At 70.7% G+C, this 19,672-nt stretch carries 17 protein-coding genes; 16 read left to right on the forward strand and 1 reads right to left on the reverse strand.

The genetic code is table 11. The features are described from left to right. Positions 1-316: 316 nt before the first annotated feature. The 4 genes from AB0H42_RS19865 to AB0H42_RS19880 are packed head-to-tail and all read left to right on the forward strand — an operon-like array spanning position 317 to position 4,021. Positions 317-1,564 carry a class I SAM-dependent methyltransferase gene (locus AB0H42_RS19865; RefSeq protein ID WP_357057723.1) on the forward strand — a complete coding sequence of 416 codons (1,248 nt, stop codon included), beginning with the start codon at positions 317-319 and terminating at the stop codon, positions 1,562-1,564. After that, a complete protein-coding gene (locus AB0H42_RS19870; protein WP_357057725.1) occupies positions 1,561-2,343 on the forward strand; it encodes a glucose-1-phosphate cytidylyltransferase in 783 nt (260 codons plus the stop codon). The genes AB0H42_RS19865 and AB0H42_RS19870 overlap by 4 nt, the downstream gene beginning before the upstream one ends. Further along, positions 2,340-2,990: a PIG-L family deacetylase gene (locus tag AB0H42_RS19875; protein WP_357057727.1), complete on the forward strand. Its 651-nt coding sequence runs from the start codon at positions 2,340-2,342 to the stop codon at positions 2,988-2,990. Before AB0H42_RS19870 ends, AB0H42_RS19875 begins: the two co-directional genes overlap by 4 nt. Positions 2,991-2,992: 2 nt before the next feature. After that, positions 2,993-4,021 carry an SDR family oxidoreductase gene (locus AB0H42_RS19880; RefSeq protein ID WP_357057729.1) on the forward strand — a complete coding sequence of 343 codons (1,029 nt, stop codon included), beginning with the start codon at positions 2,993-2,995 and terminating at the stop codon, positions 4,019-4,021. Here AB0H42_RS19880 and rfbC read toward each other — a convergent pair. After that, positions 4,005-4,568, reverse strand: coding sequence for a dTDP-4-dehydrorhamnose 3,5-epimerase (gene rfbC, locus AB0H42_RS19885; protein WP_357057731.1), 564 nt, complete (start codon positions 4,566-4,568; stop codon positions 4,005-4,007). The genes AB0H42_RS19880 and rfbC overlap by 17 nt on opposite strands. A gap of 14 nt (positions 4,569-4,582) precedes the next feature. On the opposite strand from rfbC, the gene AB0H42_RS19890 reads away from it, so the two are divergent. The 12 genes from AB0H42_RS19890 to AB0H42_RS19945 all read left to right on the forward strand — a co-directional run bounded on the left by AB0H42_RS19890 (position 4,583) and on the right by AB0H42_RS19945 (position 18,865). Further along, a complete protein-coding gene (locus tag AB0H42_RS19890) occupies positions 4,583-5,746 on the forward strand; it encodes a class I SAM-dependent methyltransferase (RefSeq protein ID WP_357057733.1) in 1,164 nt (387 codons plus the stop codon). A gap of 166 nt (positions 5,747-5,912) precedes the next feature. After that, entirely contained in the window at positions 5,913-6,749 is an 837-nt protein-coding gene (locus AB0H42_RS19895; protein ID WP_357057735.1) for a glycosyltransferase, read from the forward strand. 23 nt (positions 6,750-6,772) lie between these two features. Continuing rightward, on the forward strand, positions 6,773-7,828 hold the full coding sequence (locus AB0H42_RS19900) for a glycosyltransferase family 4 protein (RefSeq protein ID WP_357057864.1): 1,056 nt from the start codon (positions 6,773-6,775) through the stop codon (positions 7,826-7,828). After that, positions 7,825-8,979 (forward strand): glycosyltransferase family 4 protein, encoded by a 1,155-nt coding sequence (locus AB0H42_RS19905; RefSeq protein WP_357057737.1) that lies wholly within the window; start codon positions 7,825-7,827, stop codon positions 8,977-8,979. The genes AB0H42_RS19900 and AB0H42_RS19905 overlap by 4 nt, the downstream gene beginning before the upstream one ends. Continuing rightward, a complete protein-coding gene (locus AB0H42_RS19910; RefSeq protein WP_357057739.1) occupies positions 8,976-10,448 on the forward strand; it encodes a lipopolysaccharide biosynthesis protein in 1,473 nt (490 codons plus the stop codon). The genes AB0H42_RS19905 and AB0H42_RS19910 overlap by 4 nt, the downstream gene beginning before the upstream one ends. Beyond that, positions 10,445-11,449 carry a glycosyltransferase gene (locus AB0H42_RS19915; RefSeq protein WP_357057741.1) on the forward strand — a complete coding sequence of 335 codons (1,005 nt, stop codon included), beginning with the start codon at positions 10,445-10,447 and terminating at the stop codon, positions 11,447-11,449. Before AB0H42_RS19910 ends, AB0H42_RS19915 begins: the two co-directional genes overlap by 4 nt. A 24-nt stretch (positions 11,450-11,473) precedes the next feature. Continuing rightward, a complete protein-coding gene (locus tag AB0H42_RS19920) occupies positions 11,474-12,895 on the forward strand; it encodes a hypothetical protein (RefSeq protein ID WP_357057743.1) in 1,422 nt (473 codons plus the stop codon). Next, complete coding sequence (locus AB0H42_RS19925; protein WP_357057745.1) at positions 12,892-14,361, forward strand: hypothetical protein; 1,470 nt, start codon at positions 12,892-12,894, stop codon at positions 14,359-14,361. Before AB0H42_RS19920 ends, AB0H42_RS19925 begins: the two co-directional genes overlap by 4 nt. After that, a complete protein-coding gene (locus AB0H42_RS19930; protein ID WP_357057747.1) occupies positions 14,358-15,737 on the forward strand; it encodes a glycosyl hydrolase family 28-related protein in 1,380 nt (459 codons plus the stop codon). The genes AB0H42_RS19925 and AB0H42_RS19930 overlap by 4 nt, the downstream gene beginning before the upstream one ends. A gap of 1 nt (position 15,738) precedes the next feature. Beyond that, the gene (locus AB0H42_RS19935) at positions 15,739-16,299 is read left to right on the forward strand and encodes a YdcF family protein (RefSeq protein WP_357057749.1); all 561 of its coding nucleotides are present in this window, start codon (positions 15,739-15,741) and stop codon (positions 16,297-16,299) included. Between the two features lie 17 nt (positions 16,300-16,316). Beyond that, entirely contained in the window at positions 16,317-17,651 is a 1,335-nt protein-coding gene (locus AB0H42_RS19940) for a glutamate-1-semialdehyde 2,1-aminomutase (protein WP_357057751.1), read from the forward strand. Positions 17,652-17,737: 86 nt separating this feature from the next. Further along, the gene (locus AB0H42_RS19945; protein ID WP_357057866.1) at positions 17,738-18,865 is read left to right on the forward strand and encodes a glycosyltransferase; all 1,128 of its coding nucleotides are present in this window, start codon (positions 17,738-17,740) and stop codon (positions 18,863-18,865) included. Positions 18,866-19,672 lie beyond the last annotated feature (807 nt).

The following is a 19,672-nucleotide window of genomic DNA, read 5'->3' on the forward strand; positions in this document are numbered from 1 at the left end:
TCTTGTTGCAGAAGTATTGCCCCCATCGACGCCGGGCACAAGTGCTGGAATCGGAATTCCCACCGAAGACGGTTCCGCACCGGTGCCGAATACCGGGAAAGGGCCCATTTCGATTGTCCACCATCGTTATCCGGGCGCCGATCGTTACAGGGTTTGCTGAACATATGCCGTAGGTCACTTCTGCGCAAAAGTCCGCTCGGACCGTGTCGCAGATGCGCCGGATTGGTGCTATTTTTTCCGTCGATCGGCAGAGAGAAGATGCTTCTCGGGGCTGCGGGGCGCCGCCGATGTACGTGACCGTTCGAGTGGAGCCCGAGTGCATTGTCGTTTGTGTGAGTCGTCCCGGCTGGCCAGTGTCGTCGACCTGGGGGCGACACCTCCTTGCGAGAGTTTCCTCTCCGAGGATCAGCTAAACCTGCCGGAATCCACCTATCCGCTACATCTCCGGGTGTGCGCGGACTGTCTGCTGCTGCAGATCCCGGCGCTCATCACGCCCGAGGAGACGTTCACCGAATACGCCTACTTCTCCTCGTACTCCGAGTCCTGGATGCGGCACGCGCGCGAGTTCACCGGCGCGGCGGTCACCCGGCTGGGTCTCGGCCCGGACTCGTTCGTGGTGGAGGTCGCGAGCAACGACGGCTACCTGCTGCGCAATATGGTGGCGGCCGGCATCCCCTGCCTGGGCATCGAACCCTCGGCGAACGTCGGCGCGGCCGCGCGGACGGCCGGTGTGCCGACGCTGACCGAGTTCCTGACCGAGGACTCGGCCCGGCGGGTGCGCGCCGAATACGGTGCCGCGAACCTGGTGGTCGCGAACAATGTGTACGCCCACATCCCCGATCTGCGCGGTTTCACCCGCGCGCTGCGCACGCTGGTCGCCGAGGACGGCTGGATCTCGATCGAGGTGCACCATGCGCTGAACCTCGTGCGGCACGGCCAGTTCGACACCATCTACCACGAGCACTTCCAGTACTACACCCTCGACTCGGCGCAGCGGGCGCTGGCCACGGCCGGGCTGGCGGTCGCGGATGTCGAAACACTGCCGACCCACGGCGGATCGCTACGCATCTGGGCGCGTCCCGAGGCGGTCGCCGAACCATCGCCGCGGGTGGCGGAACTGCTGGCGATCGAGGCGGACACCGGTCTGCACGCGGTCGAGGGATATCGGTTCCTGCGCGAACAGGCCGAGCGGGTACGCCAGGATCTGCTGCGCTTCCTGCTCGACCAGAAGGCGGCCGGACGGCGGGTGGTCGGCTACGGCGCGCCCGGTAAGGGCAACACCCTGCTCAACTACTGCGGTATCCGCCCCGACCTGCTCGAGTACACGGTGGATCGCAACCCCTACAAGCACGGCCGATACACCCCGGGCACCCGCATACCGATCCATCCCCCGGAGCGGATCGACACCGACCGCCCTGATTTCGTGCTGGTGCTGCCGTGGAACCTGGAAACCGAACTCACCGCGCAGCTGCGTCATATCGGGGAATGGGGTGGACAGCTGGTGTTCCCGCTGCCCACCGTCCGGGTGGTCGCGCCGAGCCCGGCGGAGGTCGCCGCGCGATGAAGGTCGTGTTGTTCTGCGGTGGGTACGGAATGCGGATGCGCAGCGGGGAGAACGACAGCCCGCCCAAACCGATGCAGATGGTAGGCCCGCGGCCGCTGATCTGGCATGTCATGCGCTACTACGCGCATTTCGGGCATACCGAATTCATTCTCTGCCTGGGCTACGGCGCCCACCACATCAAGAATTTCTTCCTGACCTATCAGGAGACGATGTCCAACGATTTCGTCATCCGCGATGGCCGGGTCGAATTACTGCACTCCGATATCGCCGACTGGACGATCACTTTCGTCGATACCGGCCTGGAATCGGCTATCGGGGAAAGGCTGCGCCGGGTGCGTCCCTACCTCGAGGGCGACGATATGTTCCTGGCCAACTACTCCGATGTGCTCACCGACGCCCCGCTCGATCTGATGATCGACCGGTTCACCGCGTCCGGCGCCGCCGCATCGATGATGATCGTGCCGCCGCAGTCGTCGTTCCACTGTGTGGACGTGCTGCCCAGCGGTGAGGTCAAGCAGATCACCGCGGTCGGCAAGCTGCCGATCTGGGAGAACGGCGGCTATTTCGTACTCACCCAGGAGATTTTCGATCATCTGCCGGAAGGCGGGGACCTGGTGGAGGACAGCTGTGGGGCGCTGGCCACGCTCGGCCGGCTCTACGGTTACCGGCACGACGGTTTCTGGAAACCGGCCGATACGTTCAAGGAACGCGCCGAACTCGACGCCGGATATCACCGGGGCGACCGCCCGTGGATGGTCTGGGAGCGGGCCGCTTCGTGATCACTCTCGCTCCCGCGCGACTCGGTGAGGTCGCGCTGCTCGGCGCGCACTGCGACGATATCGCCATCGGAATGGGCGCGACCCTGCTGACCCTGACCCGCGGAAATCCGGGACTACGTGTGCGGGCGCTCGTCCTGTCCGGCGGTGGTACCGCCCGCGCGGCGGAAGAGAGCGCCGCCCTCGAACGTTTCTGCGCGGACGCCGAGCTGGACCTGACGGTGCTCGACGTGCCGGACGGGCGGGCTCCGGCGCACTGGGACCGGGTCAAGAGCGCGCTCGCCGAGTTCCGGCGCGACACCGACCCGGAGCTCGTCTTCGCCCCGCAGCGCGGCGACGCCCATCAGGACCACCGCCTGCTGGCCGAACTGGTGACCACGGAATTCCGTGATCATCTGGTACTCGGCTACGAAATCCTCAAATGGGAGACCGATACGCCCCGGCCGGTCGTCCTGCATCCGGTGGCACCGGAGATCGCCGCGGAGAAGGCCCGGCTGCTGGCCGAATGCTATCCCTCGCAGGCACACCGCGACTGGTTCGACGAGGCCGCGTTCCTCGGTCTGGCGCGGGTCCGTGGCGTGCAGTGCCACAGCGAGTACGCGGAGGGGTTCGAACTGAGTAAAGCCGTCCTCGATCTGGGAGGTGTGTAGAAGTGCGCGTTCTCGTCACCGGTCATCAGGGTTATCTCGGCACCGTCATGGTTCCGGTGCTGCGGGCCCGGGGGCATGAAGTGATCGGACTGGACGCCGGCTGGTTCGCCGACTGCGTCCTGGGTCCCGCACCGCAGGACCCGCCCCGGCTGGCCGTGGACCTGCGGGATGTGACGATCGAGCAGCTCGACGGGTTCGACGCCGTCGTGCACCTCGCGGCGCTGTCCAACGATCCGCTGGGCTCGCTGATCCCCGAGATCACCCACGACATCAACCATCACGCGTCGGTGCGGCTGGCCCGACTGGCCAAGGAGGCCGGGGTGCGCCGCTTCCTGTACGCCTCCACCTGCTCGGTCTACGGCGCGGCCGGCGACGGACTGGTCGACGAGAGCGCACCGCTGCGCCCGCTCACCCCGTACGCGGAGAGCAAAGTGCGGGTGGAGGACGACCTGGTGGCGATGGCGGACGACCGTTTCGCACCGGTGTTCCTGCGCAATGCGACGGCGTTCGGCTTCTCGCCGCGACTGCGCGCCGATATCGTGCTCAACAATCTGGTCGGCCACGCCGTGCTCGACGGCGTGGTGAAGGTGCTCTCCGACGGCACGCCGTGGCGGCCGCTGGTGCATGCCGCGGATATCGCCGAAGCGTTCGCGGTCTGCCTGGAGGCGCCGGTCGGGGCGATCTACGCCCGGGCCTACAACATCGGCACCGAGGCCAACAACCGTACGGTCGCCGAGATCGCGCAGGCGGTCGCGGAGGTGGTGCCCGGCGCCGAGGTGCTGATCACCGGGGAGTCGGGGGCCGATCCGCGGTCCTACCGGGTCGATTTCGGCGCGGCGCGCCGGGAACTGGGGTTCGAGGCGCGCTGGACCATCCCCGAGGGGGCCGCGCAGCTGTACGCCGAGTACACCGCCGGCGGACTGACCGCGGCCGATTTCTCGGGCCGGTTCGTACGCCTGGCGCGGTTGCGGCAACTGGGTGAGTCGGGCGCGGTGGACGAGACGCTGCGGCGGGTCAGGACCGGTGTGTGAGGTGTGTTGTCAGCAGTTCCCGCCAGCTGCCCCCGGCCCGGTCGCGGGCGGAGACCAGCGTGACCTCCTGCGGCCAGGTCAGCGCGAGATCGGGATCGTCGTAGGCGACGGCGAGGTCCTCGGCCGGATCGTGCGGTCGGTCGATGCGGTAGCACACGTCCGCGGTGTCGGTGAGCGCCTGGAAACCGTGCAGGAAACCCGCCGGCACGTAAAGATGCCGGAACTCCGCGTCGTCGAGCAGGAACGCCTGGCTGCGACCGAAGGTGGGCGAATCGGGCCGGATATCGACGAGGATGTCGTGCACCGCGCCGTGCGCGCAGCGCACCAGTTTGGCCTCACCGCGTCCGCCGCGTCCGTGCATACCGCGCACCACCCCGCGCGCCGACCGCGACTGCGAATCCTGCACGAACGCCGCGGACGCGCCGGGACCGAGGTGGGAGTCGAAAATCTCGGTGTCGAAGGTACGGGTGAACAGGCCGCGGGCATCGCGGAAGGGTTCGGGCACCAGGATCAGCACATCGGCGAGGTCCGCCTGTTCGATTCGCACCGGGTGATGGTGCCATGAGCGGATCCGATTCGGCGCGCGGCGGCCGCGCGGCCCTGCTCGAACCGCCTCCGGCCGACCCCCTGGGCTGCCGGGCCTGCCGCGGCGCGGAGCTGGTGACGGTACTCGATCTCGGGGCGATGCCGGCGGCGGACCACTTTCCGCCGGCCGACACCGCCCCGCGGCCGGACGAGGCCGCGCACCCGCTGGCAATGGTGGTCTGCCGTGGCTGCGGGCTGGCGCAACTGGCGCACGACGACACCGTCACCGCCGAACCGCGCGGCGTGGAGCCGCGTGCACTGCGCGAACAGGCCGCCGACGCGGTGCGGCGGGTCGCCGGCGCCGGTCTGCTGCGCGGCCGTACCGTGCGCGAGTTCGCCAGCCCGCACGGAGGCAGCTGGCTGGAGTTGCTGGCCGAGCGCGGGTTCGCCGTCTCCGACGGGCCGGCCGATGTGGTGCTGGATTCATTCGGTCTCATGCACGACCGCGATCAGGCGGCGGCCGTGGCCGGCCGGGCGGCGGCCACCGCGCCCGCCGGGGTGCTGCTGCTGCAGTACCACCCGCTGCACACGATCGTGACGCAGGGTCAGTGGAACGCGCTGCGGCACGGCCATTTCGCGTACTACTCCCTGTCCGCACTGCGTGAGCTGCTGCGCGGCGCCGGGATGTCGGTGGTGGACGCGTGGGATTTCGACCTGTACGGGGGCACGGTGCTGCTGGCGGCGGTGCACGGCACCGCCGAACCCGGTGCGGCGGTGCGGCGGATCCTGCACAGAGAGGCCGGCGCGGCCGACCCGGATGTGCTGGGCGGTCTGCAACGAGCGGCCGACCGGCACACCAAGAGCCTGCGCGCCACGTTGGAATCCGCGGCGGCGCGCGGCGAGCGCGTGTACGCCTACGGAGCGGCCTCGCGCGCGGTGGCGTTGTTCTGCCGGGCGGGAATACGGCGTGAACTGCTGACCGGGGTCGCCGACGCGGCACCGGCCAAACAGGGGCGACGGATGCCGGGGACGGATGTGCCGATCATCGCCCCGGCCGACCTCGTCGCCGCCCGGCCGGATCGGGTGCTGCTGACGGTGCCCGACCTGCTCCCCGAGGTATCCGAGCGCTTCCCCGAATTGGCCGGACGCTGGTTCACCGACGATCCGGCCGACCCGGCGCGGGAGCGGCCCATCCGGTAGTACCCCCAGCCCGCGGGCGTGCGGACCACTGCTCCTTCGCACCCCCGACGATTCCGCGAAACCACACGTTCCGGCGATCAAACCAACCGATCCGGACAGAAGCCGTTGCCCCGGATACGCCGCCACCCCCGGCGTATCCCCTTCCATTCCACCGAAAGGATCACCAGTGGTCAGCGTGTCGATCTGTGTCCCGGCCTACGAGGCCGCGCGGACACTCGAACAGACGCTGCGTTCGATTCTGAGTCAGGACGTCGACTTCGAACTGGTGGTGCTCGACAACGCGAGCACCGACGCCACCGGCGAGATCGCCGCGTCCTTCGACGATCCGCGGATCCGGGTGGAACGCAACGCCACCACGCTGGCCATCGGCGACAACTGGAATCGCGCGATCGCACTGTCCACCGGAGCGCTGGTGAAAGTCGTGTGCGCCGACGATATCCTGCTGCCCGGTTCGCTCGCGGCGCAGCTCGAGGTGATGGCCGACCCGGCATTCGCCATCAGCTCGAGCCGTTTCCAGGTGATCGACGAACAGGGCGAGCTGGTGGAGACCGATCTCGGCCTGCCGGGTCTGGACGGGGTCCGCACCTCCCGGGCACTGGCCCGCACCATTGTGCGCCGCGGACCCGCCGAATTCGGTCCCACCGCCGCCGCGATGTTCCGGCGCGAGCACTTCGACCGGGTCGGCGGATTGCGCGGGGACCTGGTGTTCCCGATGGATGTCGACCTGTTCGCGCGGGTCGGGCAGTTCGGGTTGTTCTTCGGCCTGACCGAGGTGGCCGCGGCCTGGCGGGCCTCGTCGTTCAATCTCTGCGCGCGCACCTCGACGGTGAGCAAACTCAGCGAAACACTGCGTTTCCACCACCGCCTGGCCCGCGACTGCCCGCCGCTGGTCTCGCCGCTGGATGTGACCCTCGGCGATCTGCGGCTGGCGCGGACGGCACTGGAACGGTTGCGGGTGCGGGCGGGGCAGTTCGCCCGGGCCCGGATCGGGTCGCGCCGATGAGCGCCGCGCCGCCGCGGGTCCATATGACCGGATCGGAGTGGTTCGGGGCCGCGGCGGGCGGGCTGAACCGCTATTTCACCGATCTCTTCGCGGCGCTGGCCGGCCGGCCGGAGGTCGAGGTCTCGGCCGCCGCGTTCGGCGACGCGCCGGCGGGCGGGCTGTCGTGGGGACCGGTCGGAGGCTCCACGTGGCGCCGCGCGCGCACCGCGTTCCGAGACGCCCGGCCCGCCGCGTCCGGCCGAGCGACCGTACTGGACCGGCATTTCGCGCTGTACGGACCACCCGATGCCCGCACCCGGCACCTGGTGGTGCATTTCCACGGGCCGTGGGCGGCGGAGAGCCGGGCGGCCGGCGGCAGCGCGGTCGCCGCCGGCGCGAAATACGCACTGGAAAGGTTGCGCGCCCGGCCGGCCGACCGGTTCGTCGTCCTGTCCGAACACTTCCGGGACCTGCTGGTGCACGACTACCGGGTCCGACCCGACAGCGTGGCCGTGATCGCGCCGGGTGTCGACCTGGACCGGTTCCGCCCCACCCCGCTGCCCGGCGACGCCGCGCCGCTGGTGCTGTGCGTGCGCCGGCTGGAGCACCGGATGGGTATCGATGTACTGCTGCGGGCGTGGCCCGCGGTACGGGCCACCCACCCGGAGGCCCGGTTGGTACTGGTCGGCACCGGTACGGCCGAAGCATCGCTGCGGGACCAGGCCCGCGGTCTCGGCTCGGGCATCACCTTCACCGGCCGGGTCACCGACGCCGAACTCACCGGCTGGTACGCGCGGGCCACGGTCACCGTGGTGCCGTCGGTGGCGCTGGAGGGTTTCGGGCTCATCGCGCTGGAATCGCTCGCGGCGGGCCGCGCGCCGGTCGTCACCGCGTGCGGTGGCCTGCCGGATTCGGTCCGCGGCCTGGACCCCTCGCTGATCGTCGCCCCGGGCGAGGCCGGCGCACTGGCCGCCCGCCTCGCCGCCGCGCTCGACGGCGCGGTCCCCGACCCCGGCCGCTGCCGGGCGCATGCCGAGACCTTCTCGTGGTCGGCGGCCGCCGACCGGCATATCGCCCTCTACCGGGAGCTGACCGGATGATCCGCGCCGTATTCCTCTCCCATACCGCCGAGCCCTCCGGTGCCGAACTCGCGACCCTGCGGCTACTGACCGCGTTACGCGCCGGCGGCACGGTGGACCCTTCGATGCTGCTCACCGCCCCCGGACCGCTGGTCGACCGGTTTCGCGCCCACCGGATACCGGTCACCGTATGCGGCAACGCGTTCGACAGCCGCTCGCTGACCGTCGACGGCTCCGGACCGCTGCGGTTGCTCACCGGGGCGACCGGCCTGGTGCGGCTCGGCGCCCGCCTCGGGACGATCGTCCGGGCCGAGGGCGCCGATGTGGTGGTCGCTCAGAGCACGAAGGCCCTGCTGATGGGCGCCGTGGCCGCCCGGCGCGCCGGAGTGCCGCTGGTCTGGCAGGTCCACGACCGGGTCAGCGGCGAATATTTCGGCCGCGTCCTGGCGTTCGCGCTGCGGGTGCTGGGCTGGACGGTCGCGCGCGGCATCGTCGCCAACAGCCGGTCCACCCTGCGTACCCTCTACACCCGGGGCCGGGTCGCGGTGATCGCCCATCCGGGCGTCGAGCCCCTCGCGGCCCCGCACCGGGCGGCCCCGCGCGATCCGGACGCGGTACGGATCGCCATGGTCGGCCGCCTCACCCCGTGGAAGGGGCAGGAGGTCCTGCTGCGGGCACTTCCCCTGCTGCGCCACCGGCCGGCCGCCGTCCAGCTGGTGGGCGGCACGTTCTTCGGCGAACAGGACTACCGCGCGCAACTGGAACACACGGCCGCCGCGCTCGGACTGCCGGTCGAATTCACCGGTCACGTCGACGATCCGGGACCCTACTTCGCCCGGGCCGATATCGCGGTGCACTGTTCGGTGCTCGCCGAACCCTTCGGACAGGTGGTGGTGGAGGCCATGGCCGCCGGGTGTGCGGTCGTGGCGGCGGACGCGGGCGGCCCGGCCGAAATCCTGCGGCCCGAGGTCGACGGTCTGCTGACCCCACCGGGCGACCCCGCCGCGCTCGCGGCCGCGCTGGACCGGCTCATCGCCGACCCGGCCCTGCGCACCCGGCTGGGTGCGGCAGCACGGGAACGCAGCGCCGAGTTCGGGATCGCGGCCACCGCCCGGGCGGTCACCGGGGTACTGGAACAGGTCACCGGCCGGCGGGCGGTACGCGCACGATGAATCCTGCCGACCCGCACACCATTCCGATCCGTATCGTCCACCGCCACTATCCGGTGTCGGTGGACGGCCTGCGCGTTCCCGACTACGACCTGCCGACCGAGATCATCCCGGCCTTCACCGACTGGCCGACCGAGAAACTTCCGCTGATCACGACGGTCCCGCCGGCGGAGACGGCGCCGCGGACCAGGGCGGCACGACTGCGGGAACTGGCGACGGTCCTGCGCGATATCGCCTACGTCAGCTTCGGCAAATACGGCCAGTACCTGGTCACGGTCGCGACCCTGCCGCTGATCGCGCGGTTGCTCGGCGCCTCCGGGATGGGACTGCTGGCCATCGGGATGTCGGCGTACTTCCTCGGCTCGCTGATCGTCGACCTGGGTATCACCTCCTATCTGGCCGCGCGCATCCAGGAGTCGGGTACGGACCGGGAGGTGGTGAACCACACCCGCGGCACCTACCTGGCGATCCGCGGTGGCATCCTCGGCGTGCTCGCGGTGGCACTGGTGACGGCGGTGCCCGCGGGCGCACCGGACTACCTGGGCATGGTGCTGCTGGGGTTGTTCGTCGGCGGCTTCTGGTCGATGTCGGAGGACTGGGTGTTGATCGGCCAGGGCCGCTTCGGTGCGTCCACGCTCTACCAATCGATCGCCCGCGTGGGTTATCTCGTCGCGCTGCTGACCCTGCTGCCCCGGTTCCCGACCGCCGCCATGGCGATGCTGTGCCTGCTCGCCTCCTCGGTGATCAGCCTCGCCCTGACCTGGTGGGACACCTGGCGTGCGTTCGGCCCGCCCGGTCGTCCGCGCGGGGCGTGGAAACTGATCCGCGCGGCACTGCCCGTCGTGACGGGACGGCTGCTGACCACCAGCTACGGGCAGGGCGCGGCCGCCGTCTACGGCGCGGTGCTGAACGCGGCGTCGCTCGGGCTGTACTCCGCCGCGGACCGGTTGGTGCGGGCGGTGCAGTCGCTGCTGGACCCGATCGGTTTCGCGCTGCTGCCGCGGATGGCCAAACGCAGTGGTGAGGAACGGTTCTGGCCGGACGCGCTGCGCGCGCTCGGCATCTGTGTGGCGGCGGCGTGCGTCGCGACCGCGGCGCTGTGGGCGGCGGCGCCGCTGGTCATCGGGCTGGTGTTCGGCGACGAGTTCGGCGGCGCGGCCGGTGTGCTGCGGCTGGAGGCACTGATCCTGCCGGCCACCACCGTCACCTCGTTCGTCACCACCGCGATCCTGCCGGTCCGGCAGGACACCGTCGGAGTGCTGATCGGTTCGGCCACCGGCACCGTCGTGGCGGGGTGCGCGCTGCTGCTCACCCTGCGCACCCATTCGGTGTGGACGCTGGCGGCCGGGATCGTGGCCGCGGAATTCGCGGTGGCGATCTGGTATCTCGCGCGGATGCGCGCACTGATCGTGCGGGAACGCACCGCGGGCGCTGCGCAGCCCGCCGGTGCGCAGAGGAGAGGGACGCGATGAGGATTCTGTTCGTCGGCGACGACTGGCTGGGCAGCAACGCCCGCTCGCTCGCCGAGGGGTTCCGCCGGCTCGGCCACGAGGTGATCGTGGTCGACTCCACACCGGTGACCCTGCCGCCGCGGCTGTCGCCGTCGTGGCTGTACGCGAAAACCGGTGAGCGCCGGGCACCATGGACGGTGGACCGGGTGCACACCCGGCTGGAGCGGGCCGCCGCCGAACTGCATCCGGACCTGGTGTTCGGTTTCAAATCGGTGTATCTCGACCAGGCCCGGCTGCTGGAGATCCCGGCCGCGCATCACGTGCACTACAGCCCCGACGATGTCTCGAATCCGGCCAACACCTCCGCGGACTATCTCGCGCACGAGACCGAATGGGACATGGTGGTCACCACCAAACGTCACAACCTGCCCGAACTCGCCGGCCGCGGCGTTTCCCGGAGCCTGTTCGTGCGCAGCGCCTACGATCCGGCCTGGCATCATCCCGCGGCCCGGCGTGGGACCCGGCAGTTCCTGGTCGGTTTCATCGGCGCCTGCCGCCCGGACCGGCGGCCCGGCATGGTGTCGCTGGCCCGCACCTACGGGTCCCAGCTGCTGGTGCGCGGGCCGGGCTGGCGGCGGGTACGCCAGTTGCAGACCACCCGCGCCGCGGTGGCGGGTCCGGTGTACGGAGAGGATTTCGCGATCGCGGTGGCATCGGTGACGGCGAACCTGGTGCTGCTCAACTCCGCCAACCGCGACACCCACACCTGCCGCACGTTCGAGGTACCGGCGTCGGGTGGGTTGTTCGTCGGTGAACGCACCGACGAACACGCCGAACTGCTCGACGACGGCACCGAGGCCTTCCTGTTCTCCAGCCGCGACGAACTCGACGAGATCCTGGAACGCTGCGCGCTGTACCCGGATCAGGCGGCCAAGACCGCCGAGGCCGGGTACCGCCGGATCGTCGAGGGCGGTCACACCTATACCGACCGGGCGAAGGAGATCCTGCGTGCGCTGGACTGAACCGCCGACCGCGCGACGGTGCCGATGGTGATCCCGGACCTGATCACCTCGAACGGGCCGCTGCTGGTCGTCGTCGCGGCGCTGGCGACCATGGTGTGCGCAGCCCTGCTCACCCACGGCGTTCTGCGGGTGCTGCTGATCGCGCAGGCGATGTACTGGGCGATGTCCTATGTCGCCCGCCCGGTGGTGCTGCTGACCGTACGACCCGATCCGCATTTCGGTGACAATGTCGCCGACCCGCGGCTGGCCGAGATCGGGTATGACGTGGGGATCGAGGCCGCGTTGCGTCCGGTGGCGTTCGGTCTCACCGTCTACGCGTCGATCGTGCTGGTTTTCGCGCTGTGGACCCGGAGCCGGCCTCAGCCGGAGCGGGCGCCGCTGGCCGGCGATCCGGATCTGATCGCGACCCTGTGGGTCCTCTACGTCCTGGGCACCGTCGCCCGGCTGCTCAGCGTGGCCACCGGCGCCGCCGGGCAGGCCGGCGATGTGCAGAGCGCCTCACCGGTGCTGAGCCTGCTCACCATGCCCGCCATCCTGGGCGCGATCGGACTGATCGTCTTCGCCCGCCCGCCGCGGCAGTCCGGCACCATCGCGGTACTGGGCGTGCTGATGGCCGGCGAACTGTGGTGGACCATGGCCACGGAATCGAAAACGCCGATTCTGGGGGCCGCGCTGGCGGTCGCGGTACGTTTCGCGCTCACCGGCTGGACCCGGGGCAAAGTACTCGGTATCGGGGCGGTATCGGTGACCGGTATCGCCGGCTTCGACTGGCTGCAATCGCTGAAGACCTCACCGTATCTGCGCGCCGAAGCGGCCGCCGTGGACGGGGCCTACCCCGAGGGGGTGCGCCCGTTCCTGAGTCTGCTGCGCCGGTTCGACCTGCTCGAAGCCGCCACCGACGCCTACTACGTGGGACCGAACTCCTGGCTGAGCCCCGGCGAGGTGGTCGGGCATCTGGCGCGCAGTATGGTGCCGACGCAACTACTCGCCGAGGAGAAGCTGCACGCCGGAACCGCCTGGGCGAGCGAGGTACGCGGCGCCTCGGTGGATATGAGCCAGGTGTCGGTATCGCTGGCGGAGGGCAATATCAGCGAAGGCTTTGTGATCGGCGGCCTGCCGGGGGTCGTCGTCGGGGTCGCGTTCACCGCGGTCGTCCTGGTCGGCTGGGCGCGGTCGCTGTACGCGCGGCATCCGGTGCCGGTGCTGTTCGGTGTCGCGCTGATCGAGGTGCCGGTCGTCTTCGAACGCGGCATGCTCGGCAGCGCCGAAACTCTCGGAAAATATCTGCAGGTCGTGGTGCTGGCCTGGCTGGTCCGGCTGGCCGTGGGCCAGTGGCGGCGCATACACGGACCGCCCGGGCCGCCCGGTGCACCCGATGGACAACCACCGGCCGGACCCGTCGCGGTTCCGGTCGGCGCAAGCGTGGGAAGTGAAGGAAGACAATGATGGAACTGCCCGACTACCTGCGCCTGCTGCGCCGCTACTGGGCGGTGCTGCTGGCGGGTGTGGCGCTGGGCGTGGGGCTGGCGGCGTATCAGGTCCAATCGACGCCGACCACCTATACGGCCACCAGCACCCTGTACGTATCAATGGCCACCGGTACCTCGGTGGCCGATTCCTACCAGGGCGGACTGGCCGCCCAGCAGCGGGTGCGGTCCTATCTCGAGCTCGTCACCAGCGACCATGTGGTGGACCGGGTCATCGGCCAGCTCGGGCTGAACCTGGACCGTGACGAACTACGCGCCGCGATCACCGCCGACACCCCGCCGGCCACGTCGCTGCTGCGGGTCTCGGTGACCGACGAGGATCCCGAGACCAGCCGGGTGCTCACCGACCAGGTGGTCGCCCAATTCCGCGCGCTGGTCGACGAACTGGAGACCATCGAGGTCACGGCCGCCCCCGCCGCACGCGTCGCGGTCGTCGACGCGGCGCAGGCACCCGTCGAGGCGAGTGGCCCGGGCGGGTCCCGGCTGTACGCGGTCGGCGCACTCGCCGGCCTGCTGCTCGGCGCGGGCCTCGCCTACCTGCTGGATCGGCTGCACACCCGGGTCCGCGACAGCGCGGAACTCGCGGCGCTGGGACAGCCGGTGCTGGGCAGGGTCGCGCCGGGCACCGACCGGGAGCCGGCCGAGCTGCGGGCGCTGCGGGCCCGCCTGCCCGAGGCCACACCGCTGATCTTCACGGCACTGGACGCGAATCCCGAACCCGCCCTCGTCCTCGGCTCGGCCTCGGTACTCGGCGCCACCGGCGCACAGGTCCTGGTGATCGATGCGAACACGACCGGCCACGGTGTCTCGGCCCTGCTGCCCGAATCCGCACTCCAGTCGCCCGCGGCGACCGGCGACTGGCCGGTCCGGGACGGGAAGCAGGCCCGCGAGCTGGTGGCCGCCGCGTCCGGCCGCACCTCCGCGGCGATCCGCGGGGAGATCTTCGACCCGCCGACGGTCAAACTCGATCTGCGAGGCAAGCCGGCCCCGGCGCTCGACGAGCTGCCCGCGCCCGCGCCGGCGGTCCCCACCGAGACCGGTGCCCGGGCGGCGGACGGGCTGGCCGGCGTCCTGCGTGAGGACGTCCATCTCGATGAGGCCTTCGTGGCCTGGCCGCAGCGATCGGTGGTCGTGCTGGCCCTGGGCAGCCCCGACGCACGGACACCGGATCTGCTGGCATCCGCGCGCTTCGAGACGATTCTCGGCGAGGTCACGAAACGCTTCGACCGCGTCATCGTCGATGTCGCCTCCGCCGACGCCCCGGCCGTCGCGCCCAAGGCGGCGGGCACCGTCGCGGTGGTGCGGCTCGGTAGTGGCCGGCGCGACCGGATCGAGTCGGCGCTCACCGCGCTGACCGCGGCCGGTGCCACCGTCTCCGGGGTGGTCGCGGTGGCGCCCCGCCGGACCTGGTGGCGGCGCTCGTGAGCGAACATCGAGCGCGCCGCGATGACGGAAAGCGGCGGATCCAGCGACGCGATCTGCTCGCGGCGAGCCTGGGCGCCGCCGGAATCGGCGCCGTCACGGTCCCGTTGGCCGCGTCGGGCCCGCCCGCGCCTATCGTACTGGCGACCGGCACCGCCTCGCCGACCGTGCGCGATATCCGCGCGTTCGGGGCGGTCGGCGACGGGAAAGCCGACGACACCGAGGCACTGGCCGCCGCGTGCCGCACCGACGGGGCCCCACCGGTGGTGTATCTACCCGCCGGTGACTACCGGGTCACCGCCTGGCCCGACCTGCCCGACCATTCCGTCGTCTACGGCGACGGCGCCGATGTGACCACGGTGTTCTGCGACCAGGACACCACTCTGGTCGATCTGCAGGGCAAACAGCGGGTCCGGTTCGCGCGCATGGGGTTCTATCTGTCCGGGCCGCAGGCCACCGCGGTCCGGCTCACCGAATGCTTCCGCTGCAGTTTCGATACCGTCCTCATCCGCGGCAACCATCTCGCCGACAACTATCCCCGCTACGCCGCGCAGACAGGTGTGGTGCTGGAGGCGAACACCGGCGGCACCTCGTTCATCGACTGCGATATCAACAATTTCGGTGTCGGCCTGGCCACCTCCTGTATCCAGAACTACGTCACTTCCTCGAAGTTCTCCGGTAATCGCATCGGGGTGCTCGGCACCGGCAACGACCACAACGCCGGATTGTCGCTCACCAATGTCGAATTCGTCTCCGACAACGACCCGGCGACCACCGACCGCCACCTGTTCGTCGACGGCGCGGCCAACAACTGGTGGCTCACCAATGTGTGGTTCGAGGGCGCCGATATCGCGGTGCAGGTCGGCGCCGCGGGCAAGGGCGGCCCGTCCCAGTTCGGCATGGTGAACTGCAAGGTCGCGGCACGCTCATGCGATATCGACCTGATCTATTGCCGGCAGCCTTATCTGGCGAATATCGCCTTCGACGCCGACCCCGGCGGCAGCCCGGCCGAACTGCGGATCGCCGAGGCCGGGTGCCCGGAGGGGATCGCGGTGAACCTGATCTCCGGCGCGGGCACCGAGATCGGCCCGCGGGTGTTTCCCAGCAACTGGCAGGTGCTGGGCCGCGGCCAGACCCACCGGCCGACGTTCACCGGTCCGGTCACAGCCCGCGCCGAGGGCGCGGAGGAGATCCTGCGTGCCGTCGCCCCCGACGGTGCGGGCCTGGCCTCGGTGCTGGCCAGTGGGGCGTGGTTGTCCGACCACGCCGACGCCGGTGTCGTCCTACGGGATCCGGAGGGTGGGTACTGGCGCCTCGTGGTCGCCCCCGACGGCGCCCTGCGCACCGCGCCGCTGGGCCGTGATCGCCCGGTGCGCTGAGATGACCGCACCTGTTCCGGGAACCCGCCGGCGACGGTGGCGGGTGCCGGTCGCCCTCCTCGTCCTGGCGACCCTGGCGGCGGTCGCCGGATGGCCGGTGTTCGTGCGACCGCAGGTGGATCCGCTCCGCCGCGCCGACGCCATCGTGGTGCTCGGCGGGACCCCGTACGAACGATTCGATGTCGGACTCGAGCTGGCCCGGCAACAGTGGGCGCCGGAGTTGCTTATCGCGGCGTCCACCGGTCTCGACGATCCGCGGATGGACCGATACTGCCGCACCGGATACCCGTTCCGGGTGACCTGTTTCGAACCCCACCCGTGGACCACCCGCGGGGAAGCGCAGGAGATCCGCCGCCGGGCGGAGGCGGGCGGCTGGCGGCACATCATCGTCGTCACCTTCACCCCGCACGTCTCCCGGGCCCGCTATATCGTCGGCCGCTGCTTCGACGGTGAACTCACCATGATCGCCAGCCCGAGCCGTACCGACCCCGTATTCCAGGCCTGGATGTATGTACGGCAGACCGCCGGATACCTGAAGGCCTTCACCGAATCCGGCTGCTGAGCCGCGAAGGAGCGAGTGTGATCACCGATTTCGGCCGCAGCGCCGGCGTCCAGGCGCGGCTGCACGACCTGGTGCCCGGCGGCGCGCACACCTATGCCCGCGGCGCCGACCAGTACCCCGAGCATATGGCGCCGGTACTGGTGCGCGGACAGGGTTGCCGCGTCACCGATTGCGACGGCAACGAATTCGTGGAGTACGGGATGGGCCTGCGGTCGGTGACGCTCGGGCACGGCTACCGCCCGGTCGTCGACGCGGTGACCGCCGCCGTCGCCGACGGCGTCAGCTTCTCCCGGCCCACGCTCACCGAACTGGCCGCCGCCGAGGATTTCCTGGCGCTGGTCCCCGGCGCGGACATGGTGAAATTCGCCAAGAACGGCTCCGATGCCACCACCGCCGCGGTGCGGCTGGCGCGCGCGGTGACCGGCCGGATCACCGTCGCCGTCTGCGCGCAGCCCTTCTTCTCCGTGGACGACTGGTTCATCGGGACCACCGCCATGTCGGCCGGAATTCCACCCCAGCCGACCGTCTCCTTCCCCTACGGCGACCTGCCCGCCCTGGAACAGGTGCTGGCCGGGGGCGAGATCGCTTGCGTGGTCATGGAAGCCGCGACCGCGCTGCGGGAACCGCCGGCCGGCTATCTGATCGGCGTGCGGAAGCTGTGCGACCGTTACGGAACGCTGCTGGTGTTCGACGAGATGATCACCGGGTTCCGGTGGGCGGCCGGCGGGGCGCAGCAGGTGTACGGCGTGGTGCCGGATCTGTCGTGCTGGGGCAAGGCGATGGGTAACGGTTTCCCGATCGCCGCCCTCGCCGGGCGCCGGGAATATCTCGAACTGGGCGGTTTGCGGACCGACGCGGACCGGGTGTTCCTGCTGTCGACCACGCACGGCCCGGAAACCGGTGGACTGGCTGCCTTCCGGGCCGTCGTCCACGCCTACGCCACCACCGATCCGGTGGGCCGGATGGAGGCCGCCGGCCGGCGGCTGCGGGCGGGGGTCGAGGAGATCACCGCCGAACTGGGTATCGGCGACCGGTTGTGTCTCGCCGGACGCCCGTCGTGCCTGCTGTTCCGCACACTCGATCCGGACGGCAACCCGTCCCAGGAGTTCCGCACACTCTTCCTGCAGGAACTGCTGCGACAGGGCGTACTCGGGCAATCGTTCGTCACGTCGGCCGCGCATACCGACCGCGATATCGACCACACCATCGAGGCCTGCCGGCACGCCGCCGCGATCTACCGGCGGGCCCTCGACCAGGGCACGGTCACCGGCCTGCTCGAAGGCCGCCCGGTGGCCCCCGCGCTGCGCGCCCACGCCGCACCCCGCCGGCTGCTCACCGAGGTCGCCCGGTGACCGCGAACGCTGCCACCCCCGGCCCGGCCACCCACTCCGGCTCCAGCGAACGGCCCACGGCGACCGACCGGCCGGGCGGCCCCCGGCTGGCGATCGTGCACGAACGGTTCACCGAATACGGCGGATCGGAAGCGGTCGTCGGTGAACTGTGCCGGACCTGGCCCGACGCCCGGGTGTTCGCGCCGATCGTCGATGCCGCCGCCGCCCCGGCGATCGCGCATCCACCGTGGGACACCGTCTCCGGCACCCGGCTGTCCCGCCTCTACGCGCTCACCGGCAAACGGTCACACGCGCCCCTGCTGCCGCTGGTCCCCCGCGCGCTGCGCCGGCTCCCCCTGCGCGCGGAGTACGACGCGGTGGTGGTCAGCCATCATGCCTTCGCGACCCAGGCGGTCTTCGCCACCGACGCACCCGTGATCGCCTACGTACACAGCCCCGCGCGCTGGGCATGGGATCCCGCGTTCCGGGCCCGGGAAGCCGACGGCCCCGCGGGGCGCGCCGCGCTCGTCGCGCTCGGCGTGCTGGCCCGGCGCACCGAAACCGCCGCGGCTCCCCGGCTGGCGGCGGTGGTCGCCAATTCCCGCGCGGTGGCCGACCGGGTCCGGGACTGGTGGGGGCTGTCCGCCACGGTCGTCTATCCCCCGGTGCACCTGGACCGCTTCGCCGCGGATCCGGCGGTCCCGCGTGAGGATTTCCTGCTGTTCGCCGGCCGCCTGGTCCCATACAAACGTCCCGACCTGGCCATCCGTGCCGCCCAGCGGGCCGGCCTGCGCCTGGTGGTGGTCGGCGACGGCCGCTACCGCCGCCGGCTCGAGGCGATCGCCGGTCCGGAGACCACCTTCCTGGGCGCCGCACCGGACGCCGTCCTGGCCGATATGTACCGCCGCTGCCGCGCCCTGCTCATGCCCGGGGTGGAGGATTTCGGAATCGTGCCGGTGGAGGCAATGGCCTGCGGGGCACCCGTCCTGGCGGTCGGGGCAGGTGGCGCACTGGACACCGTGATCCCCGGGCACACCGGCGGACATATCGCGGGCGGAACCGACGAGGAGGTGATCGACGGTTTCGCGGCCGCCCTGCGCGACCCGTCCACCACCGATCTGGACCCGGCCCGGATCCGTGCTCACGCGGAAACCTTCGCTCCCCCGGTGTTCCGGGCTCGCATGGCGGAAACCGTGACCCGGGTGCTCACAGGCTCGACCTCGTCCACTCCGTAGATCTTTCGATCTCGTGGCCGAACAGCCGGCGGTCGACCCGGTAAACAACATGTTCAAATGCGCATATCTTAGTATCGACAACTATCAGCGTTGCCGGTGCGGGTGCTCGAAAAGGTGGTGACGCAGCGGGGTCGGCCGGTCCGGTCCTCGGGGAACAGATCCGCCGCCCGCTGCCGACCACGGCGCATCTCACCACACGCCCGGCCGCCGCTTCCGAAGGAGAACTCCGAGGAGCCCCGACCCCGACGGCGCCTGAACCACGAACACCGACGAGACACAGGCGATCGACGCCATGTACCGCGTAGTCACCGACATGGCGGCCGTATTACACGCGCCCGAGGGGGCTCCGATACACCGACCCGAGCGGGGGTTACCCGGTCGGCCGACCGTCAGAAGACCCGCGGCCGCCACGGTTCGGTCGCGGGCCCGGCCGTGACGGGCTCCGCCCCTCGATACGTGTTCCACATCACCACTCCCAAACGCTAACGAAAACCATTATCGTTAGCGTACGATGCTGGTCATGATGATCTTGCGGACCCGCATACGTTCGGCCGCAATGCTTCTCGACCCTTCAAGGAGACTCCGCCCATCTCCGTGGCCCACCCGGGCCGCTGTCGGACACTCGGCTACCACGGATCCAGCGGTCCCGGATACCACCCGAGCCGTCGAGCGCGCGCCACCGAGTGCCCGCCCGGCGCCAGCCCTGCGAGCGCGTCTCCGTCGTACCGCCCGGCTCCCGAACTCGGGTACGCCGTCGCTGTACAGCGTTCGGACGACCCGCCCCGCGCGCCGGTTCCTGTCTCGTCG

This window comes from Nocardia sp. NPDC050799, assembly GCF_040654015.1.
Classification (GTDB): domain Bacteria; phylum Actinomycetota; class Actinomycetes; order Mycobacteriales; family Mycobacteriaceae; genus Nocardia.

Coding starts and splice junctions, on each gene's coding strand:
- AB0H42_RS19935 (WP_357057749.1), top strand. CDS start 15,739: ATGACCGCACCTGTTCCGGGAACCCGCCGGCGACGGTGGCGGGTGCCG.
- AB0H42_RS19920 (WP_357057743.1), top strand. CDS start 11,474: ATGGTGATCCCGGACCTGATCACCTCGAACGGGCCGCTGCTGGTCGTC.
- AB0H42_RS19900 (WP_357057864.1), top strand. CDS start 6,773: ATGACCGGATCGGAGTGGTTCGGGGCCGCGGCGGGCGGGCTGAACCGC.
- AB0H42_RS19890 (WP_357057733.1), top strand. CDS start 4,583: ATGAGCGGATCCGATTCGGCGCGCGGCGGCCGCGCGGCCCTGCTCGAA.
- AB0H42_RS19905 (WP_357057737.1), top strand. CDS start 7,825: ATGATCCGCGCCGTATTCCTCTCCCATACCGCCGAGCCCTCCGGTGCC.
- AB0H42_RS19925 (WP_357057745.1), top strand. CDS start 12,892: ATGATGGAACTGCCCGACTACCTGCGCCTGCTGCGCCGCTACTGGGCG.
- AB0H42_RS19910 (WP_357057739.1), top strand. CDS start 8,976: ATGAATCCTGCCGACCCGCACACCATTCCGATCCGTATCGTCCACCGC.
- AB0H42_RS19915 (WP_357057741.1), top strand. CDS start 10,445: ATGAGGATTCTGTTCGTCGGCGACGACTGGCTGGGCAGCAACGCCCGC.
- AB0H42_RS19870 (WP_357057725.1), top strand. CDS start 1,561: ATGAAGGTCGTGTTGTTCTGCGGTGGGTACGGAATGCGGATGCGCAGC.